Annotated in this window: 26 protein-coding genes; 24 read left to right on the top strand and 2 right to left on the bottom strand. The window is 44.4% G+C overall.

The annotated features are described in order from the left end of the window. Positions 1-46: 46 nt before the first annotated feature. Entirely contained in the window at positions 47-574 is a 528-nt protein-coding gene (locus ACOAOT_RS15560; protein WP_420217829.1) for a GNAT family N-acetyltransferase, read from the top strand. Positions 575-596: 22 nt separating this feature from the next. Here ACOAOT_RS15560 and ACOAOT_RS15555 read toward each other — a convergent pair whose 3' ends face one another. Next, a complete protein-coding gene (locus tag ACOAOT_RS15555) occupies positions 597-1,478 on the bottom strand; it encodes a LysR family transcriptional regulator (RefSeq protein WP_420217828.1) in 882 nt (293 codons plus the stop codon). Between the two features lie 153 nt (positions 1,479-1,631). Here ACOAOT_RS15555 and ACOAOT_RS15550 point away from each other — a divergent pair, with 153 nt between their 5' ends. The 18 genes from ACOAOT_RS15550 (at position 1,632) to ACOAOT_RS15465 (ending at position 18,978) form a co-directional block, all read left to right on the top strand. Next, positions 1,632-2,858: an APC family permease gene (locus ACOAOT_RS15550; RefSeq protein ID WP_420217827.1), complete on the top strand. Its 1,227-nt coding sequence runs from the start codon at positions 1,632-1,634 to the stop codon at positions 2,856-2,858. Then, a complete protein-coding gene (locus tag ACOAOT_RS15545; protein WP_420217825.1) occupies positions 2,855-3,565 on the top strand; it encodes a response regulator transcription factor in 711 nt (236 codons plus the stop codon). The genes ACOAOT_RS15550 and ACOAOT_RS15545 overlap by 4 nt, the downstream gene beginning before the upstream one ends. Next, positions 3,543-4,892, top strand: coding sequence for a HAMP domain-containing sensor histidine kinase (locus ACOAOT_RS15540; protein ID WP_420217824.1), 1,350 nt, complete (start codon positions 3,543-3,545; stop codon positions 4,890-4,892). The genes ACOAOT_RS15545 and ACOAOT_RS15540 overlap by 23 nt, the downstream gene beginning before the upstream one ends. Before the next feature lie 68 nt (positions 4,893-4,960). Then, entirely contained in the window at positions 4,961-5,656 is a 696-nt protein-coding gene (locus tag ACOAOT_RS15535; protein WP_420217823.1) for a CTP synthase C-terminal region-related (seleno)protein, read from the top strand. A gap of 217 nt (positions 5,657-5,873) precedes the next feature. After that, the gene (locus ACOAOT_RS15530) at positions 5,874-6,818 is read left to right on the top strand and encodes an FAD:protein FMN transferase (RefSeq protein WP_420217822.1); all 945 of its coding nucleotides are present in this window, start codon (positions 5,874-5,876) and stop codon (positions 6,816-6,818) included. After that, positions 6,811-8,022 carry a 4Fe-4S binding protein gene (locus ACOAOT_RS15525; RefSeq protein ID WP_420217821.1) on the top strand — a complete coding sequence of 404 codons (1,212 nt, stop codon included), beginning with the start codon at positions 6,811-6,813 and terminating at the stop codon, positions 8,020-8,022. Before ACOAOT_RS15530 ends, ACOAOT_RS15525 begins: the two co-directional genes overlap by 8 nt. Before the next feature lie 262 nt (positions 8,023-8,284). After that, positions 8,285-9,499 (top strand): ABC transporter substrate-binding protein, encoded by a 1,215-nt coding sequence (locus tag ACOAOT_RS15520; RefSeq protein ID WP_420217820.1) that lies wholly within the window; start codon positions 8,285-8,287, stop codon positions 9,497-9,499. 88 nt (positions 9,500-9,587) lie between these two features. Next, positions 9,588-10,478 carry a branched-chain amino acid ABC transporter permease gene (locus tag ACOAOT_RS15515; protein ID WP_420217819.1) on the top strand — a complete coding sequence of 297 codons (891 nt, stop codon included), beginning with the start codon at positions 9,588-9,590 and terminating at the stop codon, positions 10,476-10,478. 10 nt (positions 10,479-10,488) lie between these two features. Next, a complete protein-coding gene (locus ACOAOT_RS15510; RefSeq protein WP_420217818.1) occupies positions 10,489-11,523 on the top strand; it encodes a branched-chain amino acid ABC transporter permease in 1,035 nt (344 codons plus the stop codon). Further along, complete coding sequence (locus ACOAOT_RS15505) at positions 11,490-12,305, top strand: ABC transporter ATP-binding protein (protein WP_420217817.1); 816 nt, start codon at positions 11,490-11,492, stop codon at positions 12,303-12,305. The genes ACOAOT_RS15510 and ACOAOT_RS15505 overlap by 34 nt, the downstream gene beginning before the upstream one ends. Beyond that, complete coding sequence (locus tag ACOAOT_RS15500; RefSeq protein WP_420217816.1) at positions 12,289-12,987, top strand: ABC transporter ATP-binding protein; 699 nt, start codon at positions 12,289-12,291, stop codon at positions 12,985-12,987. The genes ACOAOT_RS15505 and ACOAOT_RS15500 overlap by 17 nt, the downstream gene beginning before the upstream one ends. A gap of 11 nt (positions 12,988-12,998) precedes the next feature. After that, positions 12,999-13,661, top strand: coding sequence for a cytidylate kinase-like family protein (locus tag ACOAOT_RS15495; protein ID WP_420217815.1), 663 nt, complete (start codon positions 12,999-13,001; stop codon positions 13,659-13,661). After that, positions 13,658-14,524: an aminotransferase class IV gene (locus ACOAOT_RS15490; protein ID WP_420217814.1), complete on the top strand. Its 867-nt coding sequence runs from the start codon at positions 13,658-13,660 to the stop codon at positions 14,522-14,524. Before ACOAOT_RS15495 ends, ACOAOT_RS15490 begins: the two co-directional genes overlap by 4 nt. 35 nt (positions 14,525-14,559) lie before the next feature. After that, complete coding sequence (locus ACOAOT_RS15485; RefSeq protein ID WP_420217813.1) at positions 14,560-15,660, top strand: DUF4392 domain-containing protein; 1,101 nt, start codon at positions 14,560-14,562, stop codon at positions 15,658-15,660. Then, a complete protein-coding gene (pxpB, locus tag ACOAOT_RS15480) occupies positions 15,638-16,324 on the top strand; it encodes a 5-oxoprolinase subunit PxpB (RefSeq protein ID WP_420217812.1) in 687 nt (228 codons plus the stop codon). Before ACOAOT_RS15485 ends, pxpB begins: the two co-directional genes overlap by 23 nt. A 4-nt stretch (positions 16,325-16,328) precedes the next feature. Then, positions 16,329-17,357 carry a 5-oxoprolinase subunit C family protein gene (locus tag ACOAOT_RS15475; RefSeq protein WP_420217811.1) on the top strand — a complete coding sequence of 343 codons (1,029 nt, stop codon included), beginning with the start codon at positions 16,329-16,331 and terminating at the stop codon, positions 17,355-17,357. A gap of 26 nt (positions 17,358-17,383) precedes the next feature. Then, on the top strand, positions 17,384-18,193 hold the full coding sequence (locus ACOAOT_RS15470) for a putative hydro-lyase (RefSeq protein WP_420217810.1): 810 nt from the start codon (positions 17,384-17,386) through the stop codon (positions 18,191-18,193). Between the two features lie 29 nt (positions 18,194-18,222). Further along, positions 18,223-18,978 (top strand): LamB/YcsF family protein, encoded by a 756-nt coding sequence (locus tag ACOAOT_RS15465; protein ID WP_420217809.1) that lies wholly within the window; start codon positions 18,223-18,225, stop codon positions 18,976-18,978. A gap of 75 nt (positions 18,979-19,053) precedes the next feature. On the opposite strand, the gene ACOAOT_RS15460 is transcribed toward ACOAOT_RS15465, so the two are convergent. After that, on the bottom strand, positions 19,054-20,259 hold the full coding sequence (locus ACOAOT_RS15460) for an FprA family A-type flavoprotein (RefSeq protein WP_420217808.1): 1,206 nt from the start codon (positions 20,257-20,259) through the stop codon (positions 19,054-19,056). 187 nt (positions 20,260-20,446) lie between these two features. Here ACOAOT_RS15460 and ACOAOT_RS15455 point away from each other — a divergent pair, with 187 nt between their 5' ends. The 5 genes from ACOAOT_RS15455 (at position 20,447) to ACOAOT_RS15435 (ending at position 23,353) form a co-directional block, all read left to right on the top strand. Continuing rightward, positions 20,447-20,845, top strand: coding sequence for a helix-turn-helix transcriptional regulator (locus ACOAOT_RS15455; protein WP_420217807.1), 399 nt, complete (start codon positions 20,447-20,449; stop codon positions 20,843-20,845). Continuing rightward, on the top strand, positions 20,842-21,432 hold the full coding sequence (locus tag ACOAOT_RS15450; RefSeq protein ID WP_420217806.1) for an ATP-dependent Clp protease proteolytic subunit: 591 nt from the start codon (positions 20,842-20,844) through the stop codon (positions 21,430-21,432). The genes ACOAOT_RS15455 and ACOAOT_RS15450 overlap by 4 nt, the downstream gene beginning before the upstream one ends. Positions 21,433-21,519: 87 nt before the next feature. After that, entirely contained in the window at positions 21,520-21,981 is a 462-nt protein-coding gene (locus ACOAOT_RS15445) for a 2-thiouracil desulfurase family protein (RefSeq protein WP_420217805.1), read from the top strand. Between the two features lie 26 nt (positions 21,982-22,007). Then, on the top strand, positions 22,008-22,601 hold the full coding sequence (locus ACOAOT_RS15440; protein WP_420217804.1) for a hydrolase: 594 nt from the start codon (positions 22,008-22,010) through the stop codon (positions 22,599-22,601). Next, positions 22,598-23,353 carry an arginase family protein gene (locus ACOAOT_RS15435; protein ID WP_420219434.1) on the top strand — a complete coding sequence of 252 codons (756 nt, stop codon included), beginning with the start codon at positions 22,598-22,600 and terminating at the stop codon, positions 23,351-23,353. The genes ACOAOT_RS15440 and ACOAOT_RS15435 overlap by 4 nt, the downstream gene beginning before the upstream one ends. The last annotated feature ends 75 nt before the right edge of the window (positions 23,354-23,428 follow it).

The following is a 23,428-nucleotide window of genomic DNA, read 5'->3' as shown; positions in this document are numbered from 1 at the left end:
TATAATATATATTTGTAACATTAACTGAAAAACAGGGGGGATTTATATGAAGGAAATAATAACAGACCGATTGGTGATACGTAAGTTTACAGAACATGACGGGGAAGATTTGTATGAGTATTTTTCAAATCCCAAGGTGTTGGAATTTGAACCATACAAGCCATATTCAAGAGAAAAATCTTTTATAGAAGCAAAAAGGCGGGCTGATGACGAGCGGTTTCTTGCTGTATGCTTAAAAAGCGGAAAACTCATTGGTAACTTCTATTTTGCAAAAGAAGAATTTGAAACATGGGAAGTAGGTTATGTTTTCAATGATCAGTACTGGGGGAAGGGGTATGCCACAGAAGGACTTCTGGCACTGATGAAATATGGTTTTCATGAGCTTGGTGTAAGAAGAATGATTGCAATGTGTGATCCCCAGAATCCTCATTCCTGGAAACTGCTTGAGCGAGTAGGGATGAGAAGAGAGGGGACCCTGCTTAAAAATGTATATTTTTTTACCGATGAGGACGGCAATCCCATATGGAAAGATACTTATGAATATGGGATTTTGAGATCGGAGTTTCAATTATAAGAGTTTCAATAATCAATGACAGTCAGACGGACCATTTCCGGCCATATTCGCGGCTGAGATTTATCAGTGCCTTTATGGCTGGAGAAATCCATTTCTTTTTATGATATACAATCTGGGTGAAAAAAACAGGGTCTGTCTCAATGAATTTTGTGCGGAGCAATCCGCTTTCACTTTCTGATTTCACGGTGTAATAGGGAAGATAGGAAACTCCAAGACCGTTGGTTACATATTTTTTGATTGCCTCCACATTGGCTGTTTCCAGTACATTGGCAGGGACATAGTGGTGCTTTTGCAGGTATCGTTCAAATTCCTGGCGATAGCTGCATTCCTTTTCTGTAAAGAACACCATTTCCCCGGATTCGGGCAAAAAGTCTGGCTGTGTATGCCCGGCGGGTGCAACAAGGCACATTTTTTCCTCTAGAAGAAGTTCTGTATGCAGATTCTCATCCATACACTCGGGCTGAAGTACAAAGCTGATGTCCAGCTGTCCGGCAGATAAATCTTTTATCAGCAGCTCACAGGGGCTGTTGATCATACGAACCTCCACCTGTGGATAAGCCGATTTATAGGCAATGATAAGCGGGTACAAACGATATAGTGTCAGGGATTCGGGGGCTCCGATCCGTAAACAGCCCTGGGGAATGGCATCGCTTTTTCCCAACTGTTCCAGATTATCGTACTCCCGTAACACCGAATTAGAATATTCCAGCAACTGCTCTCCAAATGCAGTAAGCTTCAGTGTCTTACCAGTCCGGTCAAAGACAGGACAATTATAGTAGGATTCAATGGCACCCACCTGGAAGGTCAGAGTAGACTGGGCATATCCCAGAGCCTGAGCCGCCTTTGTGTAACTGCCCAGCTCTGCTATTTTAACCAAGGTTCTTAAATTACGTATCTCAATCATATCTCATTCACCCCTTCCGGTTCTGATTCATTTCAAATTCCTGTTATCATTATTTTATCATCAATTATTCTGAAGTCAATCTTTAATAACTTCAATTATACAAATGGTTGATTTTTTATTATGATTAATGTGATGGAAGGGAGATGTGTTTGTATGAAGAAAAAATTAAATGTTTTTACGGTAAGTGGGCTGATGACCGGGCCGATTCTGGGCTCCGGTATTATCTTTCTGCCATCCCTGGCTTATGAAATGCTGGGTGAGCATGCAATTTTTGCATGGATCATCATTATGGCACTTAATATTTTATTTGCCTATGTCTTTGCAAAGATGACTATAACTGCATCGGATAACCGGGGAATCAGTACGATTGTGGGGGATATGTTTGGCAGCAGATTTGGAACGCTTGCAGCCAATTACCTTACGGTTGCGGTCTTTTTTGGTCCTGTTGCAGTGGCAATTACTGCGGCAGAGTTTATTGGGCCGGCAGTTACCTCTGTCTTTCACGTGAGTCCATGGGTTACAGCCGGTGGGGTACTTTTTATTTGTGCCATGATTGTTATATCGGATGTTTCCTTCATGGGGAAATTTATGCTGGTATTATCCAGTATCACAGCCTGCCTGCTGCTTGCTGGAAGCGGTGCGACTCTGGTTCGTTTACCGGATCTGTCCATTCCCCACAGCCTGCCGGCACCGGAGGTCCTGGGGCAGACACTTCTTCTTATATTCTGGGCGATTGTGGGATGGGAGATACTGGGAAATTATGTGGAGGATGTGGAAAATCCCAAACGTACCATGATGCGTGCCATGCAGATCAGTCTGACAGCAATTATTTTGGTATACCTGCTGACAGCTTTCGCATTTCAAAACAGCCCCAGTCATTCCATGCCTGATCTTTTAATACCAGTGGCGGGCAGATTTTCAGGAGCAGTCTTTTCCGGGCTGGCTGCAGGTCTTTGTATCTGTACAGTGTCAACTTTTACTGGGGCGGTTGTACGCCAGACTGCGACTCGGTTTAAAAACGTTGGATTACCGAAAATATTTCACTATAGATGGCTGACAGCCCTGATGCTTCTGACGGTGAATTGTTTGGTTCTATTTCTCCATGCCTCTGGAATTCTGTCATTTCAGAACATTGTAGGAATTGCAAATACCATGTTTATCGGAAACGCCGTTCTGGGACTGGCAAGTGGTTTTAAACTCATTCCTCATATTATGATACGGATTGGAATCGGTATTTTGCTGTTTTTACTTGCGATTATTTTTCTGTTCTCCTCTGTCTATGCTATTGTGCTGTTTCTGCTGATTACATTTTTATGTTTCATTCCTTACTCTTGTGATATAATAAACAAAAAGAAGGAAAGGGAAAAACAGAGGCAATGAGAATTTTATTGGTGGAAGATGAGCCGGATTTGAATCAACTGATTGTAAAAAAACTTCGGCTGGAACATTATACGGTTGACAGCTGTTTTAATGGACTGGATGGTCTGGAGTATTTCCAGATGACTGATTATGACGCGGTGATTCTTGATATTATGATTCCCGGGATGAGTGGCCTTGAAATATTAAAAAAAGTTCGGAAACTGGGAAAAAAGACTCCGGTGCTTTTGCTGACAGCGAGGGACAGTATCGAGGACCGGGTGACCGGTCTTGATGCAGGAGCGGATGATTATCTGGTAAAACCCTTTGCTTTTACGGAACTTCTGGCAAGAATCCGTGTTATGTTAAGACGGTCATCTGGTAATACCAGCAATATTTTTGAGTTGGGGAATCTGACAGTGAACTGCGATACAAGGTTAGTGACAAGGGATCAGAAAAACATTCCCTTATCTTCAAAGGAATTTTCCATATTAGAATATTTAATCCGGAATGCCGGGATCGTGCTTTCCCGTGATAAAATCAGCCAGCATATCTGGAATTACGAATATGAAGGAGAATCCAATCTGGTTGATGTATATATCCGGTATTTAAGAAAAAAAATAGATGAAGGATATACGGAGAAACTGATTCACACAGTCAGAGGTGCAGGATACGTTCTGCGTACAGAAGACTTTTCAGGAAGAGATAATGATGAAAAAACTTTCCATTAAAATGCGGGTAACTCTGTGGTTTACTTTATTTATGATGCTTCTGGTTTTCGTGGTATCTGTTTTTTTAGTGTTCTCACAAAGAAAATTTAACAGCCTCACCTTACAGAAAAAATTAATGGAAACTGTGGATGAAATCGAAGATCTAAACCGGAATCAGTTAGAGGAAAAGATCTCGGTTCCTGTAAATGATATCTATATCTCCGTGTATGACATGGATGGATCACGGCTGGCGGGAATTGTACCAACTGATTGTGAAAATAAGGAGGCCTTTGCAAAGGACATTTCCAGAAAGCTGAAATCTGGCGGTCAGGAATGGTTTTTATATGACACCACGATGAAAAAAGAACATGGAACTTATTTGTGGATTCGAGGTATCCTGCCGATTCACGATACCGTTCACTCAGAAGACATACTCCTTCGTCTTCTAGTGCTGGCACTTCCCTTTCTGGTTCTGGGAGTTGCATTAATGGGGTATCTGGTCATTGACAGAGGGCTTCGTCCCATTCAGGATATGATTCAAACGGCAAACGCCATTGGTGAGGCGGGAGATTTGTCCCGGCGGATTCAGATGGAAGAGGGAACAGATGAAATTCATACCCTGGCCAAGACCTTTAATGGTATGTTTGACAAGCTGGAGGGCTATTTTGAAAATGAGAAGCGTTTTACTGCAGATGCTTCCCATGAGCTCAGGACCCCGGCTGCTGTCATTCTGGCTCAGTGTGATTATGGCCTGGAACATGCTTCCAGTATGGAAGAAACAAAAGAGTCCCTTTATAAAATCAGACAGCAGGCAGTAAAGATGTCTGCCCTGATCTCCAATCTTCTTACTCTTGCACGAATGGACAATGGTCAGTTTCAACTGGAGAATCTGGAACGGATTAATTTTAGTGAACTGGTGGAAATTATCGGGGAACAGCAAAATGAGATGGCAAGGGATAAGAAGATCCGTGTTATTACTAAGGTACAGTCAGACGTTTTTCTCATGGCAGACGAGACGATGATGATCAGGATGCTGATTAATTTAATTGAAAATGCGATCCAGTATGGAAAAGAAGAAGGCTGGGTAAAGGTTTCCCTGGAAAAGAAAGAGGATCATCTGGAATTAATGGTGGCAGACAATGGCATCGGGATTGCACCGGAACATCTAAAGCGTATATGGGAACGCTTTTATCAGGTTGATCCGTCCAGAAGCAGCGGACGAAGTAACACAGGACTTGGACTTGCCATGGTAAAATGGATTGTGTCTGCTCATAAAGGAGTGATTACGGTACAAAGCCAGCCCGGTGAGGGGACGGTATTTACTATAAATCTGCCTGCCTCCCCTTAATGAATCATCAGGCTAAAGCTACAATGTGATATTGATAAGTAAGAATTGTTAGGGAGGAGATTAGTAAAATGAAGAACACAATTGCAATAGTCGGAGAATATCGCGAGGGTTATGAGACACATGAAAAATTGAAAGATTCTCTTGAGCATGTGAAAGAAAAGTTTGGATACGATTTTGATTATGAATGGATTAATACATTAACGGTTGCGCAACATAAAGATAAAGTGCTAAAAAAATATTGTGGCATATGGAGTGCACCTGGTAGTCCATTTTTAAGTCTTGAAGGATCATTGTATGCAATCAGATTTGCTCGTATTAATAATATCCCCCACTTAGGGACATGTGGAGGTTTTCAACATACGATTATTGAATTTGCCAGGAATGTACTCGGTGTTAAAGAAGCACAACATGAAGAATATGATGCAAACGCATCTTCTCTCTTTATAAGTAAACTTACTTGCTCATTAGCAGGTAAAAAAATGAAAATATTCTTGCAAGAAAATTCAAAAGCCTTTTCGTGTTATAATCAAAAGGAGATTTCCGAGAATTATTATTGTAATTTTGGTATTAACCCTCAATTTAGGAATGAACTTAATCATCCAGGTTTACTAATTTCTGGCGTAGACCAAGATGATGAGATCCGAATCATCGAAATTCCAGAAAATAAATTCTTTATTGCTACTCTTTTTGTACCGCAAACAAATTCAACGTTTGAAGTACCACACCCTTTAGTTCATGAATTTTTAAAGGCTTGCCTTTTTTGATAGCATAACGGTTACTTTATATTCTTTATAAATTGTGAATCAACTTAAGTTCTCTAAAATTGAATATGGATGTAGTAAAAACTGCCCGGTTTGTAAATATAGCCGGGCAGTTTTTTTATTTCACAGGAAGTTCACACAATTTCGCTTATTTTTAATCTGGTTTTAATTTTTCCAGATTATGATAACAGCAGAAACGAAGAAGAAAGGAGTCATAAAGATGAGACAGATACAGAAAACTTTTTTTGCACTGGGTACAGCCAACACTGTGACTGTTTTTGACCAGGAACTTTCTGAGGAGCGAATTATAAAGGTTCTGGACCATATTAAGATGCAAACCCTTCGTTTTGACCATATGTTTTCCGCTTTTAGAGAGGATAGTGAGATTGCTGAGATTAACCGTGCAGCAGGAAAAAAACTGGTAACAGTCAGTAAAGAGACAATCGATGTGATTGAAAAGGCTGTTGAGATTTCTAAAGATTCCCAGGGTACCTTTGATATTACATCAGGAAGTGTTTTAAGAATCTGGAGAGAGGCTAAGAGGGAAAACAGGCTGCCATGCATGGAAGAGTTGAAACGAACCATGGATTTAATCAACTACAAAAATATTGTAATTGACCACGAAAAGGTGGGATTGTCCCAAATAGGTCAGGAGCTGGATCTGGGAGGAATCGCCAAAGGTTATGCGGCGGACGTGGCAAAACAGATGTTACTTGATGAGGGAATATCAGATGGCTTTATTAACTTTGGAGGGTCAGTCATAGCATTTGGAAGCCCAAAACAGATCGGGATTCAGAATCCATTTGCTAAAACAGGAGTGTCAGCAGGTACTGTAATAGTCTCAAATCAGGCTGTTGTGACTTCCGGAAACTATGAACGGTATTTTGAGAAAGACGGGCAGAGATATCATCATATTCTGGATCCTGCAACCGGATTTCCTTCCACCAGCGGATTAGCAGGAGTGACTTTGATTGGTGATTTAGCATGTGAACTGGATGGGTTATCTACCGCTGTTTTTGTCATGGGTCTGAAATCAGGGATGCGGCTTTTAAACCAATATCGTATAGAGGGGATTTTTATGGAGGGGTCAGGTGCTACTTATGTAACCCCCGGATTGAAAGATAAATTCATCATGGGTAAAAAGGAGATTAATTACTATGGATAATAAAAAGAAAACAGGTTCAGTGAGAGTATGGAGAAGAATCATTCAGGTCATATCTTTTCTGGCTCTGCCCGGTCTGTTCACCAGTATTTTCTATGCAATGAAAGAAATCTACAGTGCAGTTATTGCAGGATCATTTTCCCTGTCCGCAATGTTTCCCCAGCTGCTTCTGTTCTCAGGAAGCATGATTATTACCATACTTACAGGCAGATTTTTCTGTGGATTCTTATGCAGCTTCGGGGCAATGGGAGACTTTTTGTGGTACCTGACAAAGAAAACAGGGAAAAAGGGTTTAAAGGTAAATGAAAAGGTTGATGCATGGCTGAAGAATTTAAAATACCTGATTCTGGTATTTATTATATTGGGAATTTGGACATTTCATCTGGGAAATCTTGACAGCATGACGGGCCCCTGGGCAGTTTTTGGCATGTATTCTAAAATCGGAAGCTTGCCTTCCGTCCGGTATTTATTTACCATTGGAGGTTTCCTTCTGCTTCTTATTATTGTCGGCTCTTTCCTCATAGAACGATTTTTCTGCCGCTATTTATGCCCTCTTGGAGCAGTTTTTGCTATTTTGTCCAGATTCCGGCTGTTCCGCATTAAAAAGGAGAGGAGTAAATGTGGAAGCTGCCGGCTTTGTACCAGTAAGTGCAGTATGGGAATTCCTCTTTATCAGTACGATACAGTTACATCAGGAGAATGTATTGACTGTTTTGAGTGTACATCGGTTTGTCCAAGACACAATGCCAGAGCCAACGGAGCACCAGTGGCAGTCTCAGCTGTTTCGGCAGCAGCCATGTTTGGGCTGGTTTATGCCGGGAATACCCAGGCTCAGATGGTGAGCGGCCAGACTCCGGTAACAGTCCAGGTTCAGTCCAATACCGGAAACTATATAGACGGTACTTATACAGGAACCGGGCAGGGCTTCCGTGGAGAGACAAAGACAAGCGTTACCGTGGAGAATGGAAATATTACCGACATAACAGTTTTGTCCTATGAAGATGATAAGCCATATTTTAGCAGGGCAGTTGAAAAGGTGACAGCTGAGATTATTAACAGTCAGAGCACTGAGGTAGATGCAGTTTCTGGTGCTACCTTCAGCAGTAATGGCATTATAGAATCAGTAGCCAATGCACTGAATGTTTCCTACACAAACCCCAATAACACTTTAAAATCAGAGGGGCATGGCCATCACGGGAAAAAATAGTTAAAACCCAAAATACCACTTGTGCTTTTTACCTGCAAGTGGTATAATGCTCCCAACATATAAAGCGTGAGAACAATGGAGTCTCAACTGCAGGAATGCAGTTGCGGCTTCTTTTGCTTTTTGAGACATGGTGTCCTCTTAAAGCATCCCAGTTTCTTTTTGGAGAACAAGGAGGTTTTCCCCAGTATTTAGCGGGAGAGCCTCTTTTTGTTTGACAAAAAACCGTTTTATATAACAAAAAAAGCATGAGGAGGATCGGATTATGAGGAAAAAGTTATTATCAGCTGTGCTAATTGGGGTTATGGCCAGCAGTCTTCTGAACGGGTGCGGATCATCTGCACAGCAAAGTGCGGCAGGGGCAGGGACAAAAGCGGTTTCGGGGGAGACAAAAGCAGCAGGCGATGGGTCGAAAACCATTAAAATCGGTGCGATCTGCTCTCTGACAGGTGGTTCCGCCATCTATGGAGAAGGGGCACAGAATGCCATTACCATGGCGGCAGAAGAAATCAATTCCAGCGATTCGGAATACAAAATTGAGATTGTAAACGGCGGAAAAGTAGTGGATGATGCCAGTGATGCAAAACAGGCAATTAATGCCTATAACAGTCTGATGAAGGAAAGCCCAAACGCCATAGTAGGATGCTTTTTCTCATCAGTAACCCTCCCCATTGCAGAACAGGCTTCCAAGGATAATATGCTCCTTCTTGCAACTGGAGCTACCAATAAAGATGTTACATTAAAAGGTCCCAGCATCTTCCGCGACTGCTTCATCGATCCCTATCAGGGAAAAATGGCAGCTCAGTTTGCGAAAGAAAAGGGCTGGAAAAAAGCAGCAGTTATCTATGCAAAGGACGATGATTATTCCAATGGATTAAAAGATGCATTTATAGAGAATGCCAAAGCAAATGGAATTGAGGTTGTCTATACTGGAGAATGTACCACAAAAGATACGGACTTCTCCTCCCAGGCCTCCCAGGTGGTGGCAAAGGGAGCAGACTTCCTGTTTTATCCCTGTTTCTTAGATACGGTTCCTCTGTTAGTAGGGGCAGCCAGAGATGCAGGCTTTACCGGTGCCATTATGGGGGGTGACGGTTGGGACGGTGCAGATACGAAAGGCGTGGAAGACAAGTTTGACAACTGCTATTTCACCAACCACTATTCATCGGAAGATACCGCTCCTGCTGTTTCTAATTTCGTATCAAAATATAAGGAAAAATACGGGACAGAAAGCTTAAATGCCTGTGCGGCGCTTTATTATGACGCCGTCTATATGATTGCCGAAGCGGCGAAAAACGGTAAGGCAACAGACACCCCTTCCTTAATTAAGGGAATGACGAAAATGACCTTTACCGGCGTAGGGGGAACCTTCACTCTTGATGAAAACGGGGATCCTGAAAAATCGGTTGCCATCAATACCTTTGAGGGCGGCAAGGTAAAATGGCTGATGACCTTGTCACCGGAAGGAACAAAAAAATAGTATTAAAAAGACAATCAGGAGATGTGCATGAAAGCATGAAAATGTCTTTGGTGCACATTTTCCATTTGAAGGAGAAAGGAAACGGCCTATGACATTTTCATTATTTATTCAAAGCCTGATAAACGGACTGAACCAGGGCGCGATTTACGCCCTGATTGCGCTGGGCTATACGATGGTATACGGAATTATCCGTATGATTAATTTTGCCCACGGAGATTTTATCATGATCGGTTCCTATACCCTGTTTTATACCATTCCCCTTATGATCAATGCCGGAATGCCCCCATGGCTGTCCGTATTTCTGGCCATTGTAATCTGTGCCGGAACCGGTGTGGTTGTGGAGGTTGTGGCATATAAGCCGGTACGGAAAGCAGGCGCCATGTCCGCACTTATTACGGCACTTGCCATGAGCCTGTTTCTGGAGAATCTTGCCATGGTTCTTTTTGGAGCAAAGCCTCGAAATGTACAGAAAATTTTTGACCTTCCTTCTGTCAGTGTGTTTGGAACAAGTCTCCCTTTGAATGTTGTGCTGACCATTGGTATTGGTATATTTATGATGGCAGCGCTGCAGCTTTTTATCAAAAAAACCAGAATGGGAAAAGCAATGCGGGCAGTTCCCCAGGACCGGGATGCCTCTGTTCTTGCAGGAATTAATGTCAATAAAGTCATTACCGTCACCTTTGCCATTGGTTCCGGACTGGCAGCAGTTGCCGCCCTGATGTACTGCGCCAAATATCCCCGTGTAACCAATGACATGGGGTCCATGATGGGACTGAAAGCCTTTATTGCCGCTGTACTGGGTGGAATCGGAGTCATCCCCGGCGCCATGCTGGGAGGAATTTTAGTCGGTCTTATTGAAATATTTGTAAAGCTGTTTGCTCCAGGGTGGTATGAAGCCATTACCTATGCCATTCTAATCATTATACTGCTGGTTAAACCGTCTGGCATTCTGGGTAAGAATGCGGGCGAGAAAGTTTAGGGGGTGAACCATGGAAAGACGGGTTAAGATTTCATATGTGATTAACTTCCTGGGTGTTTTAGCGGTATTTCTTCTCTTTGTTCTGCTTTTTGAGTCAAGGATATTTGGAGCAGCCACCCAGTATATCAAAGGAATATGTACCACGGCCTGTTATACAATTATAATGGTAGCTTCCTTAAACCTGGTGGTAGGCTGTATGGGAGAATTTTCCTTGGGGCATGCAGGATTTGTTTCGGTCGGTGCCTATGCATCTGCCATTGTATCCGGTGCTCTGACTGGAAAGGGTCTGCCTGATCTGGCACTCTTTCTCATTGCCCTCCTGGCAGGCGGGGGCGCCGCTGGGATTACAGGCGTAATGGTTGGAATTCCGGCTCTTCGTTTGAGGGGGGATTATCTGGCCATTGTAACTGTGGCATTTGCAGAAATTATCCGGGTCTGCTTTTGTAATTTCGCCATAACCGGAGGCGGAAAGACCATGAGCGGCATTTTAAAGCTGTCAGACTTTTACTGGTGCTATTGGATTATGGCAGCCTGCGTGGCAGTCATGTATTTATATATCCGCAGCCGCTTCGGCAGAACGGTAAAGGCCATACGGGAGGATTATATTGCGGCTTCAGCCTCTGGAATTAATGTAACCTATTATAAAGTTCTGACCTTTACCGTAGCCGCTTTTTTTGCAGGTGTAGGTGGTGGAATCTATGCCCATTACATGACTGCCATGATCCCCACCAATTTTAATTTCATGTACTCTGCGGAGCTTCTTTCTGAAGTAATCATTGGAGGAATCGGGTCCTTAACCGGTTCCATTATCGGGGCTGCTTTTCTTTCTTCCCTTCCTGAGATGATGCGTCAGTTCTCTCAGTACCGCATGCTGGCTTATTCTGTGGTTCTTATTATTGTTATGATCTTTAAACCCGGCGGAATTTTCGGCAATTGGGAATTCTCCCTTGTCAGAATATTACACAGGCCAGAAAAAAAGGGGCATGAGAAAGCAGAAGGAGGGGTGCAACCATGGAAACAGCTGGAAAGAAAGAGCCGGTATTAAAGGTTCAGAATTTAGGAATTCAGTTTGGAGGCTTAAAAGCGGTTGACAGCTTTAATATGGAGATCGGAGAATCTGAGCTTGTGGGGCTGATTGGACCAAACGGTGCAGGAAAAACCACGGTATTTAATTTGATTACCGGTGTCTATAAACCTACAGAAGGCTCTTTTTACTTAAATGGACAGCGGATGAACGGGAAGAAAACCCATCAGATTGTAGATGCCGGAATTGCAAGAACCTTTCAGAATATCCGTCTGTTTAAGAAAATGTCCGTCATTGACAATGTAAAGACAGCAATGGAAAGCAAACTGTCCTACGGGCTGTTCCACGCAGTTTTCCGAACGCCGGTCTACTGGAAGGAAGAAAAGGCATTAACAGAAAGAGCAAAAGAGCTTCTTAAAATTGTTCATTTAAGCGGAATGGAGGATTATGAGGCGGGGAATCTTCCCTATGGACAGCAGCGCCGTCTGGAAATTGCAAGGGCTCTGGCTACAGATATGAAGCTGCTTCTTTTAGATGAACCGGCAGCAGGAATGAACCCAACGGAAACAGAAGAGCTTTTAGAAATCATACACTTCATACGCAATGAATTTAAAATATCGGTCCTTCTAATCGAGCATGATATGAGCCTGGTTATGAAAATCTGCGAACGGATTCTGGTGCTGGATTTCGGAACCACAATTGCCATAGGAACACCGGAAGTAATTGCAAACGACACCAGGGTCATTGAAGCATACTTAGGGAAAGAAGATGAGGAGGTGGAAGCGGATGCTAAAAGTGAATAATCTGGCAGTTTCTTACGGAGCCATCAAAGCCATACACGGTGTTTCCATGGAAGTTCATGACGGTGAGGTGGTGTCCTTAATCGGGGCAAACGGGGCTGGGAAAACCACTATTTTAAGAACCATATCCGGTTTAAAAAAGGCGGATGACGGTGAGATCCTTTTTAACGGAACTGATTTAAGAAAGATGGAGCCCAGCAAAATCATCACCTTAAAGCTGGCTCATGTACCGGAAGGCAGGCACATCTTTCCTCAGATGACCGTAGAAGAAAATTTGGAGATGGGGGCATTTACCGATAAAAAGGATCTGGAAGCAAATATGGAAGAGGTATTTGATCGCTTTTCGCGCCTAAAGGAACGGCGCAGACAGCTTGCAGGTACCTTGTCAGGAGGAGAGCAGCAAATGCTTGCAGTGGGAAGGGCTCTTATGGCAAAACCCAGCATGATCCTGATGGATGAACCCTCCATGGGGTTGTCCCCTCTATTGGTAAAGGAGATATTTTCAATTATAAAAGAAGTGAACAGGAAAGGGATTACCGTCCTTTTAGTGGAGCAGAATGCAAAAATGGCTTTGTCGATTTCAAGCCGTGCCTATGTAATGGAAACGGGGAAGATCACTATATCCGGAGATGCCGGAGAATTATTAAGGGATGACCGTGTAAGAAAGGCATATCTGGGACAGTAGGAGGAAGACACATGAACAAACAGAATCAATTTTTTGCAATTGCCATAACCCGCACCTGCGGAAGCGGAGGCGGAAGCCATATAGGGAAAAAACTGGCTGCGGATTACGAAATTGACTATTATGACAGGAAGCTTTTACGGCTGGCAGCAGAGGACAGTGGAATTAACGAAACCATATTTGCACAGGCAGATGAAAATACAAAAAAGACGTTGTTGTATGGGGCATTTAAAAGGGTTTATAATGGAGAGATCATCCCACCAGAAAGCGGGAATTTCTTATCAGACCAGAATTTATTTAATTATCAGGCAAAGGTGTTAAAAGAGCTGCTGACCCAGGAATCCTATGTGTGTGTGGGAAGAGCTGCTGATTTTGTATTAAAGGGGGAGCCCAATGTGGTGTCAGTCTATTTAGATGCACCCTATGAGTTTCGGGTAAAAAGGGAAATGGAACGGCAGGGAATTGGGGAAGGGGAAGCGCAGCGCTACATCGACCAGCTGGACCGGTACCGCAATGCCTATTACCTGTATCATACCGGAAGACAGTGGAAAAACCCCCGAAATTATGACCTGTGTCTGGATACAGAAAGCCTGGGACTTGATAACTGCGCGGAACTGATTAAAGAGTATATCAGGATGAAATTTGGCATTTGCCCGAAAAAAAAGGAGAGGTTATGAAAGAACTTGCTTATTATGATGGAACAATTGCTGCACCAGAGGAGCTGATGATTCCTTTTAATGACAGAGTGCATTTTTTCGGTGACGGGGTTTATGATGCGTCAGTGGGTGGAAATCACCGGGTTTATCTACTGGAAGATCATCTGGATCGTTTCTATTCCAGTGCAAATGCTCTGGATATCCGGATTCCCATGGAAAAGAAGGAGCTTGGAGAGCTTTTATCGGATCTTCTTAAAAAGGTGGAGGGAGAGACTCATTTTGTCTATTGGCAGGTCACAAGAGGAGCAGCTCCAAGAAACCACGCATATGACAGTGAGATGACCGGTAAGCTCTGGGTTATGATCCGCCCCAACCGGCTGCGCAGTCCCGAAGTTCCCATCAGTCTGGTCACAGCAGAGGATACCCGTTTCCTTCACTGCAATATTAAAACCTTAAATCTTCTGCCTTCCGTCATGGCATCCCAGAAGGCAGAGCAGCTGGGTGCACAGGAAACCGTGTTTCACAGAGGGGATATCGTAACGGAGTGCGCCCATAGTAACGTTTCCATACTGAAAAATGGTATTTTTTTATCCCATCCCAATGATCAGTACATTCTGCGGGGGATATCCAAGACTCATATGATTGAAGCCTGCTACCGCCTTGGTATCCAGGTGTTAGAACGCCCCTTTACCCTAACGGAGCTGATGGAGGCGGATGAGGTGTTGGTGACCTCCTCTTCTAATTTCTGCCTTCACGCAAAGGAGATCGATGGAATCCCAGTAGGAGGGAAGGATCCGGTGAGGTTAAGTCAGATTCAGAAGGAAGTGATCGAAGAATATTTAAGATATACAGGAAAGAGTAGCTTGTTTGATGATGTAGTCTGAACATGCAGGACAGCTGTTTGAAAAGGGAGTATGAAATGGAACGGGGAGAGCTGGAAAAATGGAACGTAGGAGAAAATTTAGATGCGCTGATGAATCTGGATCCAAGGGGCTATGGCGTCTGCCGGATTCTTTATGAAGGAAGCAGAAAGGCAATGGGAGAGCCGTTAGCCATGAGAGCCGCCGAGAGATTGTGCGGGACGGTAAAGGAACAGGATCTGGTCTTTATTCTCACCGGTTTTGTCCTTCTGCCCCACAGAAAACCGGAGATGGATGGCATGGTAAGTTCCATGCTTTTAGCCAGATCTCTGGTGCTGGCTTTTGGTGCAAAACCAGTCATCATCTGTCCGGAGGATTGCGTGAAGGCTGTAAAAAAGTGTGCATCCGTAGTTGGTCTTCATATCTACGAAGATTTAAAGACCGTACAGGAGCTTCCCTACAGCATGGGAGTTCATGCATTTACAAAGAACTCCAACAGAGCGTCAATGGAAGCGGAATGGCTGATTAAAGATATCCTGCCTTCTGCAGTAATTTCTGTGGAAGCCCCGGGAGCCAACCATCTGGGGGTTTATCACAATGCGGTTGGTAAGGATGTTTCTGAGCTGGAAGCAAAAAGTGATGTTTTGTGGGAACTTTTAAAACAGAAAGGCGTTTTAAACATTGCCATAGGCGATCTGGGAAATGAAATCGGGATGGGAACCATAGGAATGCATATCAGACAGTATGTCCCTTTTACCGGACCGGGAGAATGTATCTGCGGCTGCAAAGGAGGCACTCTGGCAGCCAGCAGTGCAGATCATATTATTACTGCCACCTGTTCCGACTGGGGCTGCTATGGACTTATGGCAGCACTTGCCTACTTAAAGCGGGATATGGAGATTCTTCACAGGGAAGAGATGGAGGCAGAGGTGATGCGCGTGGCGTCAAGAAGCGGGCTGATCGATATGACTGGATCGCTGCTGCCTGGTATTGATGGGTTTAATACCCGGATGAATACGGGGATTGTAAGCCTGATGCGTCAGTGCACGGCATATGCAGTCCGGTATTCCCATAATTCAGATCAATGGTTTGAACCGGTTATCGGGAAGGGCTTTTTCCAAAAAGGGGGGAAGGAAGTTGAAAATCAAAGCTGTGGGTGACCGGGGAGTGCTGCTTGAACTGGGAGAAACCATTGACGAAACGGTAAACCGCCAGGTTATGGAACTGAACCGGAGCATAATGGCTGCCTCAATAGAAGGAATTACAGAGACAGTTCCTGCCTTTTGTTCTGTTCTGGTATGCTATGATCCCCTGATCACGGATTATGCTTTACTAAGCAGCAGACTGGAGAAATTGTCAAAAACGGTTACCCTGGGAAAAAAGTCAGGTGGGAGGCTTGTAGAGATTCCGGTGTGCTATGGCGGAGAGTCAGGGCCGGATCTATCCTTTGTGGCAGAACATGCAGGGAGGAAGGAGCGGGAGGTGATCCGCATTCACAGCAGCAGAGATTACCGGATCTATATGCTTGGTTTTCTACCCGGTTTTCCTTACCTGGGAGGGCTGGATAAGAGAATTCATACTCCCAGACTTACTACACCCAGAACAAAGATACCCCCAGGGTCTGTTGGAATCGGAGGAGAACAGACCGGAATTTACCCCATGGAATCGCCTGGTGGGTGGCAGCTGATCGGAAGGACTCCGTTGAAACTTTTTGATGTAAAACGGGCAGAGCATCCTCTCTATGAAGCTGGGGATACCATACGGTTCATTCCCATCACATTAGAGGAATACCATAAAATCAGACTGGAACAGGAGAAGGGGTGACCGTATGGGGCTGGAAATAAAACTGCCGGGTGCATTTACATCTATTCAGGATAAAGGGAGGCGGGGATATTTAAGCCAGGGGTTTATGGAAAGCGGAGCCTGTGATAAATATTCCATGGCTGTCGCCAATTTATTTGCGGGTAATTTATCAGAGCCGGAACTGGCAGTTTTGGAGTTTACTTTAAAAGGGGGAGAGATTACTTTTACTTCCGATGAAGTGATCGCCCTGGCTGGTGCAGATATGAAGCCACTGAAAAACGGAGTTCCCATTTCCATGTATCGTCCTGTGGTTATGAGGGAGGGTGACTGTCTGAGTCTTGGAATGGCCTCAAAGGGCCTTAGAACCTATCTGGCAGTATACGGGGGAGTAGCGGTTTTACCGGTACTTGGAAGCAGATCCACTGACTTAAAAAGCTGCTTGGGAGGTCTTGATGGCAGGTCGTTAAAAGCTGGTGATCTCCTCCAAACAGGTAAAAGCGGGGAAGAGATAAAGCGGTTTGCAGCTGCGGTGTATGAAATGGATTTTACATCCCTGGCTGGGGAAAATGAACCCTGGTTCATAAATCCCTCCAATCCATTCCGTTACAGCGCAGATAAACGATATGTGCTTCTTCGTACTGTTCCCGGACCCCAGGCAGAGGCTTTTACAGAGGAAGGAAGAAATACCTTTGTCAGAAATCCTTATCAGCTGACTGCAGACTGTGACCGCATGGCATGCAGGCTTAACGGTCCTACCATAGAGATTGGGAAGGGGTCAGATATTATTTCCGATGCAGTCATGGAGGGATCGGTTCAGATCACCTCTTCGGGACTTCCCATTGTCATGCTGGCAGATCATCAGACAACGGGAGGTTATGCAAAGCTTGCCACCGTTATAAGCACGGATATTCCTGCACTTGCTCAGCTGCGTCCGGGAGAGTGGGCGACTTTTCAGTATGTGACTGCCATGGAAGCGGTGAAGATTGCCAGGAAAGAGAATAAAAAGCTTCTGGAGCTGAAAAAAATAATTGAGACTGCCATGGGAAAATGGTAAAATATCAACAGGAAAGAAGGAAAATAATGGGAACTGATTTAAGCCGATTAACGCCTGTGGAAGTAAGAACCATGATCAGAAAGGGACTGATTGATACTCCCACTGCCGGACTGTGTGCAGGCTATGCCCAGGGAAATTTAGTAATGCTCCCACAGGAGCTTGCATGGGATTTCCTTTTATTCTGCCAGAGAAATCCCAAATCCTGCCCGCTTCTTGAAGTTTCCGATGCAGGCAGCCGGACATTTGCCTTTACAGCACCAGGCAGTGATATTACCACGGATCTTCCAAAATACCGGGTTTACAAAGACGGCATCTGTACCGGGGAGTACACGGCTGTGACCGATATTTTTGAGGAGTATCAGTTACATAAGGGAAAGCTGGTGAGTTTTTTAATTGGCTGCAGTTTTTCATTTGAAGCGGAGCTGCTGGAAGCTGGTATTCCCGTAAGGCAGATCGAAGAAGGCGTTAATGTTCCCATGTACCAGACAACCATTCCCTGCATCCCTGCAGGAATATTTTCCGGAAACATGGTAGTAAGCATGAGACCGATTCCTCACAGCCTGGTACCAGCTGCAACGGCTATCACTGCAGCCATGCCCAGGGTACACGGGGCTCCGGTTCAGATCGGATACCCGGAGGCAATCGGGATCAGGGATATTGAGACCCCGGATTTCGGAGACCGGGTTACCATAAAGGAAGGGGAAGTCCCGGTCTTCTGGCCCTGCGGAGTCACGCCCCAGGCAGTGGTGATGAACAGCCGTCCTCCCTTTGTAATTACCCATGCTCCCGGTCATATGTTTATTACAGATATGAAGAATGCGAAGCTGAAATACTGAAAACGGTTTTAGAGAAAGGAAGCGTGATTATGGCGGTCATTGATTTGAACTGTGATTTGGGGGAAAGTTACGGAGCTTATAAGATCGGAATGGATGAAGAAGTGATTCCATACGTTACTTCTGCAAACATTGCCTGTGGATTTCACGGAGGTGATCCCCTGGTGATGGAGCGGACAGTAGCACTTTGTAAGGAGCATGGAGTGAGAATCGGCGCTCATCCGGGATTTCCGGATCTGGCAGGATTCGGAAGAAGAAATATGGCGCTGTCTCCGGATGAGGTGAAGGCGTCTGTGAAATATCAGATAGGAGCGTTAAAAGCATTTTGTACGGGAGCAGGAGTACGGCTCTGGCATGTAAAACCCCATGGTGCCCTTTATAATATGGCAGCAGAGGATTATCAGCTGGCGAGGGCTGTCTGCCTGGCTGTGAAGGAGGTGGATGAAAGTCTGGTGCTCCTTGGGCTAAGCGGCAGTGAGATGATCCGTGCAGCAAAAGCAACCGGCGTATTCTGTGCGAGCGAGGTATTTGCAGACCGGGGATACCAAAGTGACGGAACCCTTGTTCCCAGAAATCAGAAGGGTGCACTGATAAAGGATGAAGAAGAGGCGGTAAGGCGGGTGATCCGCATGGTGCGTGATCGGAAGGTGGAAGCTGTGGACGGACGGGACATTACCATACAGGCGGATTCCGTGTGTGTTCATGGGGATGGAGCCAAAGCTCTGGCATTTGTGAAAAAGATACGGGAAGGTCTTATGGAGGAAGGAATTGTAATAAAGGGATTCTAAGTGACAGAGGGATAAAAAATACCCCCGGAAAACGGTACATATCAAGTACGCCGTTTCTTCCGGGGGATTATTTTATTATTTGGAAATGGAATCCGCAATGGTATTGGCCAAAGCAGCAATTTCAGACAGCTGATCTTCTTTCACGGATGATTTCACTGTAATGGTCTGATCCAGAATGGTCATGTTTTTCATGCCTGTGATGATTTCGGTCATCTTTTTGGCTGCCATAACGCCCCAGGAGCCGTTCTCGATGAGTGCAACGGTACGGTTCTGCACGTTGTGAGCCTTCATATCCATGAGTAAATGCTCCATATTGCTGAAGATTCCTGCATTATAGGTAGCAGATGCAAAAACCAGATGGCTGCATCGGAATGCCTCTGAGATAATGTAGGAATGGTGGGTTACGGATACGTCATACATCACTATATTGCGGATGCCTCGTTCTGCAAGCCGGCAGGCTAGAATATTGGCAGCATTCTCTGTGTTGCCGTATATGGAGCCGTAGGCGATCATAACAGCCTGTTCTTCCGGTTCGTAACTGCTCCAGGTGCAGTACTTGTCCATGTACCAGCAGATATTGGAACGCCATACCGGTCCGTGAAGCGGGCAGAGAAGCTGTATGTCTAAGTCCGCTACCTTTTTTAATAAAGCCTGGGTGTTGACTCCGTATTTGCCCACGATGTTAGAATAATATCTTCTGGAATCATCAAGCCATTCACGCTCAAAATTCAGCTCATCAGCAAATATATTCCCGTTCATGGCGCCAAAGGTACCAAATGCATCTGCGGAAAATAAAATCTTATCAGTGGCATCATAGGTTACCATAACTTCCGGCCAGTGTACCATGGGAGCCATGTAGAAGGAGAAATTGTGCTTACCGGTTGAGAATGTATCTCCTTCTTTTACAATGACAGCTCTGTCATCCACTCCAAATTCATAAAACTGATTGATGATGGGAACAGTTTTTGCATTGCAAACCACTTTGACATCAGGGTATCTGCTTACCATCTCTCCTAACGTTGCGCAGTGATCTGGTTCCATATGATTAACAAAAATATAATCCAGATTCCGTCCGCCTAAAACTGCTTCCACATTCTCGATAAACTGCCCGCTGATGGCTCTGTCAACCGTATCAAACAGTACGGTTTTTTCATCCAGCAAAACGTAGGAATTATAAGCAATTCCTCTGGGAATAGGGTATGCATTTTCAAACAGGGCCAGACGGCGGTCACTTCCGCCAACCCAGAACAGATCATCTATTATTTTTTTGATACAGTACATGTTGCAGCCTTCCTTTCTATTGCTCGTTCTAGTATCTTGTATAAAGTATACTATATTTTTAACAAAATGTCATGACCTTTTTCTATAAACATAGTAGGAATTCGGTATTTTTTTGAAACCGCACTTTTTATGAATACGGGAAAAATGAAACCTGCTATAATAAGGTCAGATTACGGAGGTAGAAAGCATGGATGAAAAGAAAAAAACAGTTAGTCAGATCATTGATTATATTGAAGTAAATTTATCTGCGCCGGAAAGACTGAATGTGGAGGAGATCGCCCGTCATGCCGGTTATTCTAAATTTCATATCAACCGGATGTTTTCTGATGTCACAGGCTGTACCATCCACCGTTATATTAAGGAGCGCAGGCTCAGTGAAGCGGCTGGTAAGCTTATTATGGAAGAAGAATCCATCGCCAGAATTGCTCAGGATGCATTGTATCAGTCCCAGCAGGCATTTACACTGGAATTTAAAAAAGTATATGGCTGTACGCCAATGACATACAGAAAAGCAAGAATTAACAAAGAATTAAGGCGAAAAGAAGTGATAGTGAACCACTCCAAAGCCTGGAGGTGTGCGGCATGAATATGGTACCATATGTGATTGAACAGACTGGATCAGGGGAACGAAGCTATGATCTGTTTTCACGCCTGTTAAAGGACCGGATTATTTTTCTCGGGGAAGAGGTAAGCGATGAGTCTGCCAAGCTGATTATCGCACAGCTTTTATTTCTGGAATCCCAGGATCCGGAGAAAGACATATCCTTTTACATTAACAGCCCGGGCGGTTCCATAACTGCAGGACTGGGGATTTATGATACCATGAAGTACATCCGCTGCGATGTTTCCACCATCTGCCTTGGCTTTGCGGCCAGTTTTGGGGCGTTTCTTCTGGCAGGAGGAACAAAAGGAAAGCGGTTTGCCCTTCCCAATGCTGAAATTATGATTCATCAGCCCGGAGTATCAGGAGGAATCGGGGGAAAGGCAGCTGACATATGGATTTACTCAGAAAAGCTTCAGAAGGATAAGAGGCGGTTAAACCGGATACTGGGGGAAAATACCGGTCATTCCGAAGAAGAGATTGAACGGGATACGGACAGGGATCATTTTATGACAGCATCAGAAGCCAGGGATTACGGAATCATAGATGCAATTCTGGAAAAAAGAAAATAGAGAACGTTTAAGGGGTTAATCTGAAAAAGGGATTGAACCCCTTTTCATTTTTTGCTACAGTAGGACGTATGAAAGGAGGCGAAAGGAATGAAGGATCAAAAAGAGACAATTCTGGTGAGTGCCTGTCTTTTGGGTGTGAACTGTCGATATGATGGCAATCATGGAGAAAATGAAGATGTTCTGGCACTGCTTGATGGGTATCATGTGGTGCCAGTCTGTCCGGAACAGCTGGGAGGAATGGAAACACCAAGATCTGCGTCTGAGCGTAGAGGTGAACATACAGTCATCAACCAGTCTGGTCAGGATGTTACTGCCTTTTTTGAAAAAGGTGCCAGTGAGACCTTAAAGCTGGCAAAAATCTTTGGCTGCAAAAAGGCTGTCTTAAAGGAACGCAGTCCCTCCTGCGGCCATGGAATGATCTATGACGGGACATTTTCCGGAAATAAAATTCCTGGAAGCGGTGTCACCGCGGCTTTGCTTAGAGAGAACGGAATTGAAGTGATTGGAGAAAGCAAAATTCATTCTCTCATAACCGGAACGGACAATTAATTAAGTACAGTAAGGAGAATATCAGTATGAAAACAGAGATAACCAGACAACAGGCACTTGACCTACTCATAAAATATAATCAGGAGCCCTTTCATCTCCTTCACGGGCTGACCGTGGAAGGCGTGATGCGCTGGTATGCCAGAGAACTTGGCTATGGAGCGGAAGAAGATTTCTGGGGATTGGCAGGACTTCTCCATGATGTGGATTTTGAGCAGTTTCCAGAGGAACATTGTACAAAGGCGCCGGAGCTTTTAAAAGAAATCCATGCAGAGGAGGAGCTGATTCACGCCGTTTGCAGTCATGGCTATGGAATCTGCTCAGAGGTAAAACCAGAGCATGAGATGGAAAAGGTCCTTTTTGCCTCAGATGAACTGACTGGATTAATCGGTGCAGCTGCCAGAATGCGTCCTTCCAAAAGTGTGATGGATATGGAAGTATCCAGCTTAAAGAAAAAGTATAAGGATAAAAAATTTGCAGCAGGCTGTTCCAGGGACATCATCGACACCGGTGCCGGGAATCTGGGCTGGACATTAGAAGAGCTGCTTGAAAAGACCATACTTGCCATGCGTTCCTGTGAGGAAAGCGTAAATCAGGAGGTGGAAGCTTTGAAAGGAAAATAAGACCGGTCACCATATTTAATTTCACAGATGTCTACAAAAGACAGGATTTTTACAGGAAGGTCCCATATGACTGGGTTGACTGTACAGATTTAACCGGTGTCCATGGTTTTTGCGATGGCGCTTCTTTAACGGAGATTGAGCGGCGGGCAAAAAGGGCAGGGGGCAGCTTCCGGTTCCTGGACTGTGGAAATTTTCATTATGTCAGTTATGTTTTACAAAAGGATTACAAAGAGCCCTATGATCTGGTTGTATTTGACCATCATGCAGACCTTATGGTTTCCAGTTTTCAGGGAATCCTTTCCTGTGGAAACTGGATCCGCCAGATTTTGGAAGAGCAGAAGTTTTTAAAGAGGGTTATTTTAATTGGCGTGTCGGATGAGCTGGCCTGTGCAGTCAGGGAAGATTTTAAAGACAGAGTGAAAATTTATACGGAATCGGAATTGTCAGGGAAAGACTGGGTTTCGGATTTTGCCGGACAGCTTAAGGAGCCGGTGTATTTATCTGTGGATAAAGATGTATTTTCTTCCAGTGAACTCCTTACTGACTGGGATCAGGGAAGTATGACACTGGCCCAGCTTTCCAAGGCATGGGATATTATCTGCAAAAAGGAACCAGTTCTGGCAGTTGATATCTGCGGGGAATATAACAGCATCAGCGGAGGAAACAGACGGATTGAAGAATCGGATAAACGAAACAGCCTGGCAAATGAAAAGATCTTAAACATGTTCCTGGAAAAGAGAATTTATGCATGATGATGGAAAATTATACATAATTAGAGAAAACCACTTGACAGCTGGTGACAATTAAGATATTATTTCCGTTAAATA

Source organism: Lacrimispora struthionigena (assembly GCF_048627165.1).
Taxonomy (GTDB): Bacteria; Bacillota; Clostridia; order Lachnospirales; family Lachnospiraceae; genus Lacrimispora.
Note: the sequence above shows the minus strand (reverse complement) of the source record. Positions and strands in the feature narration are given on the sequence as shown.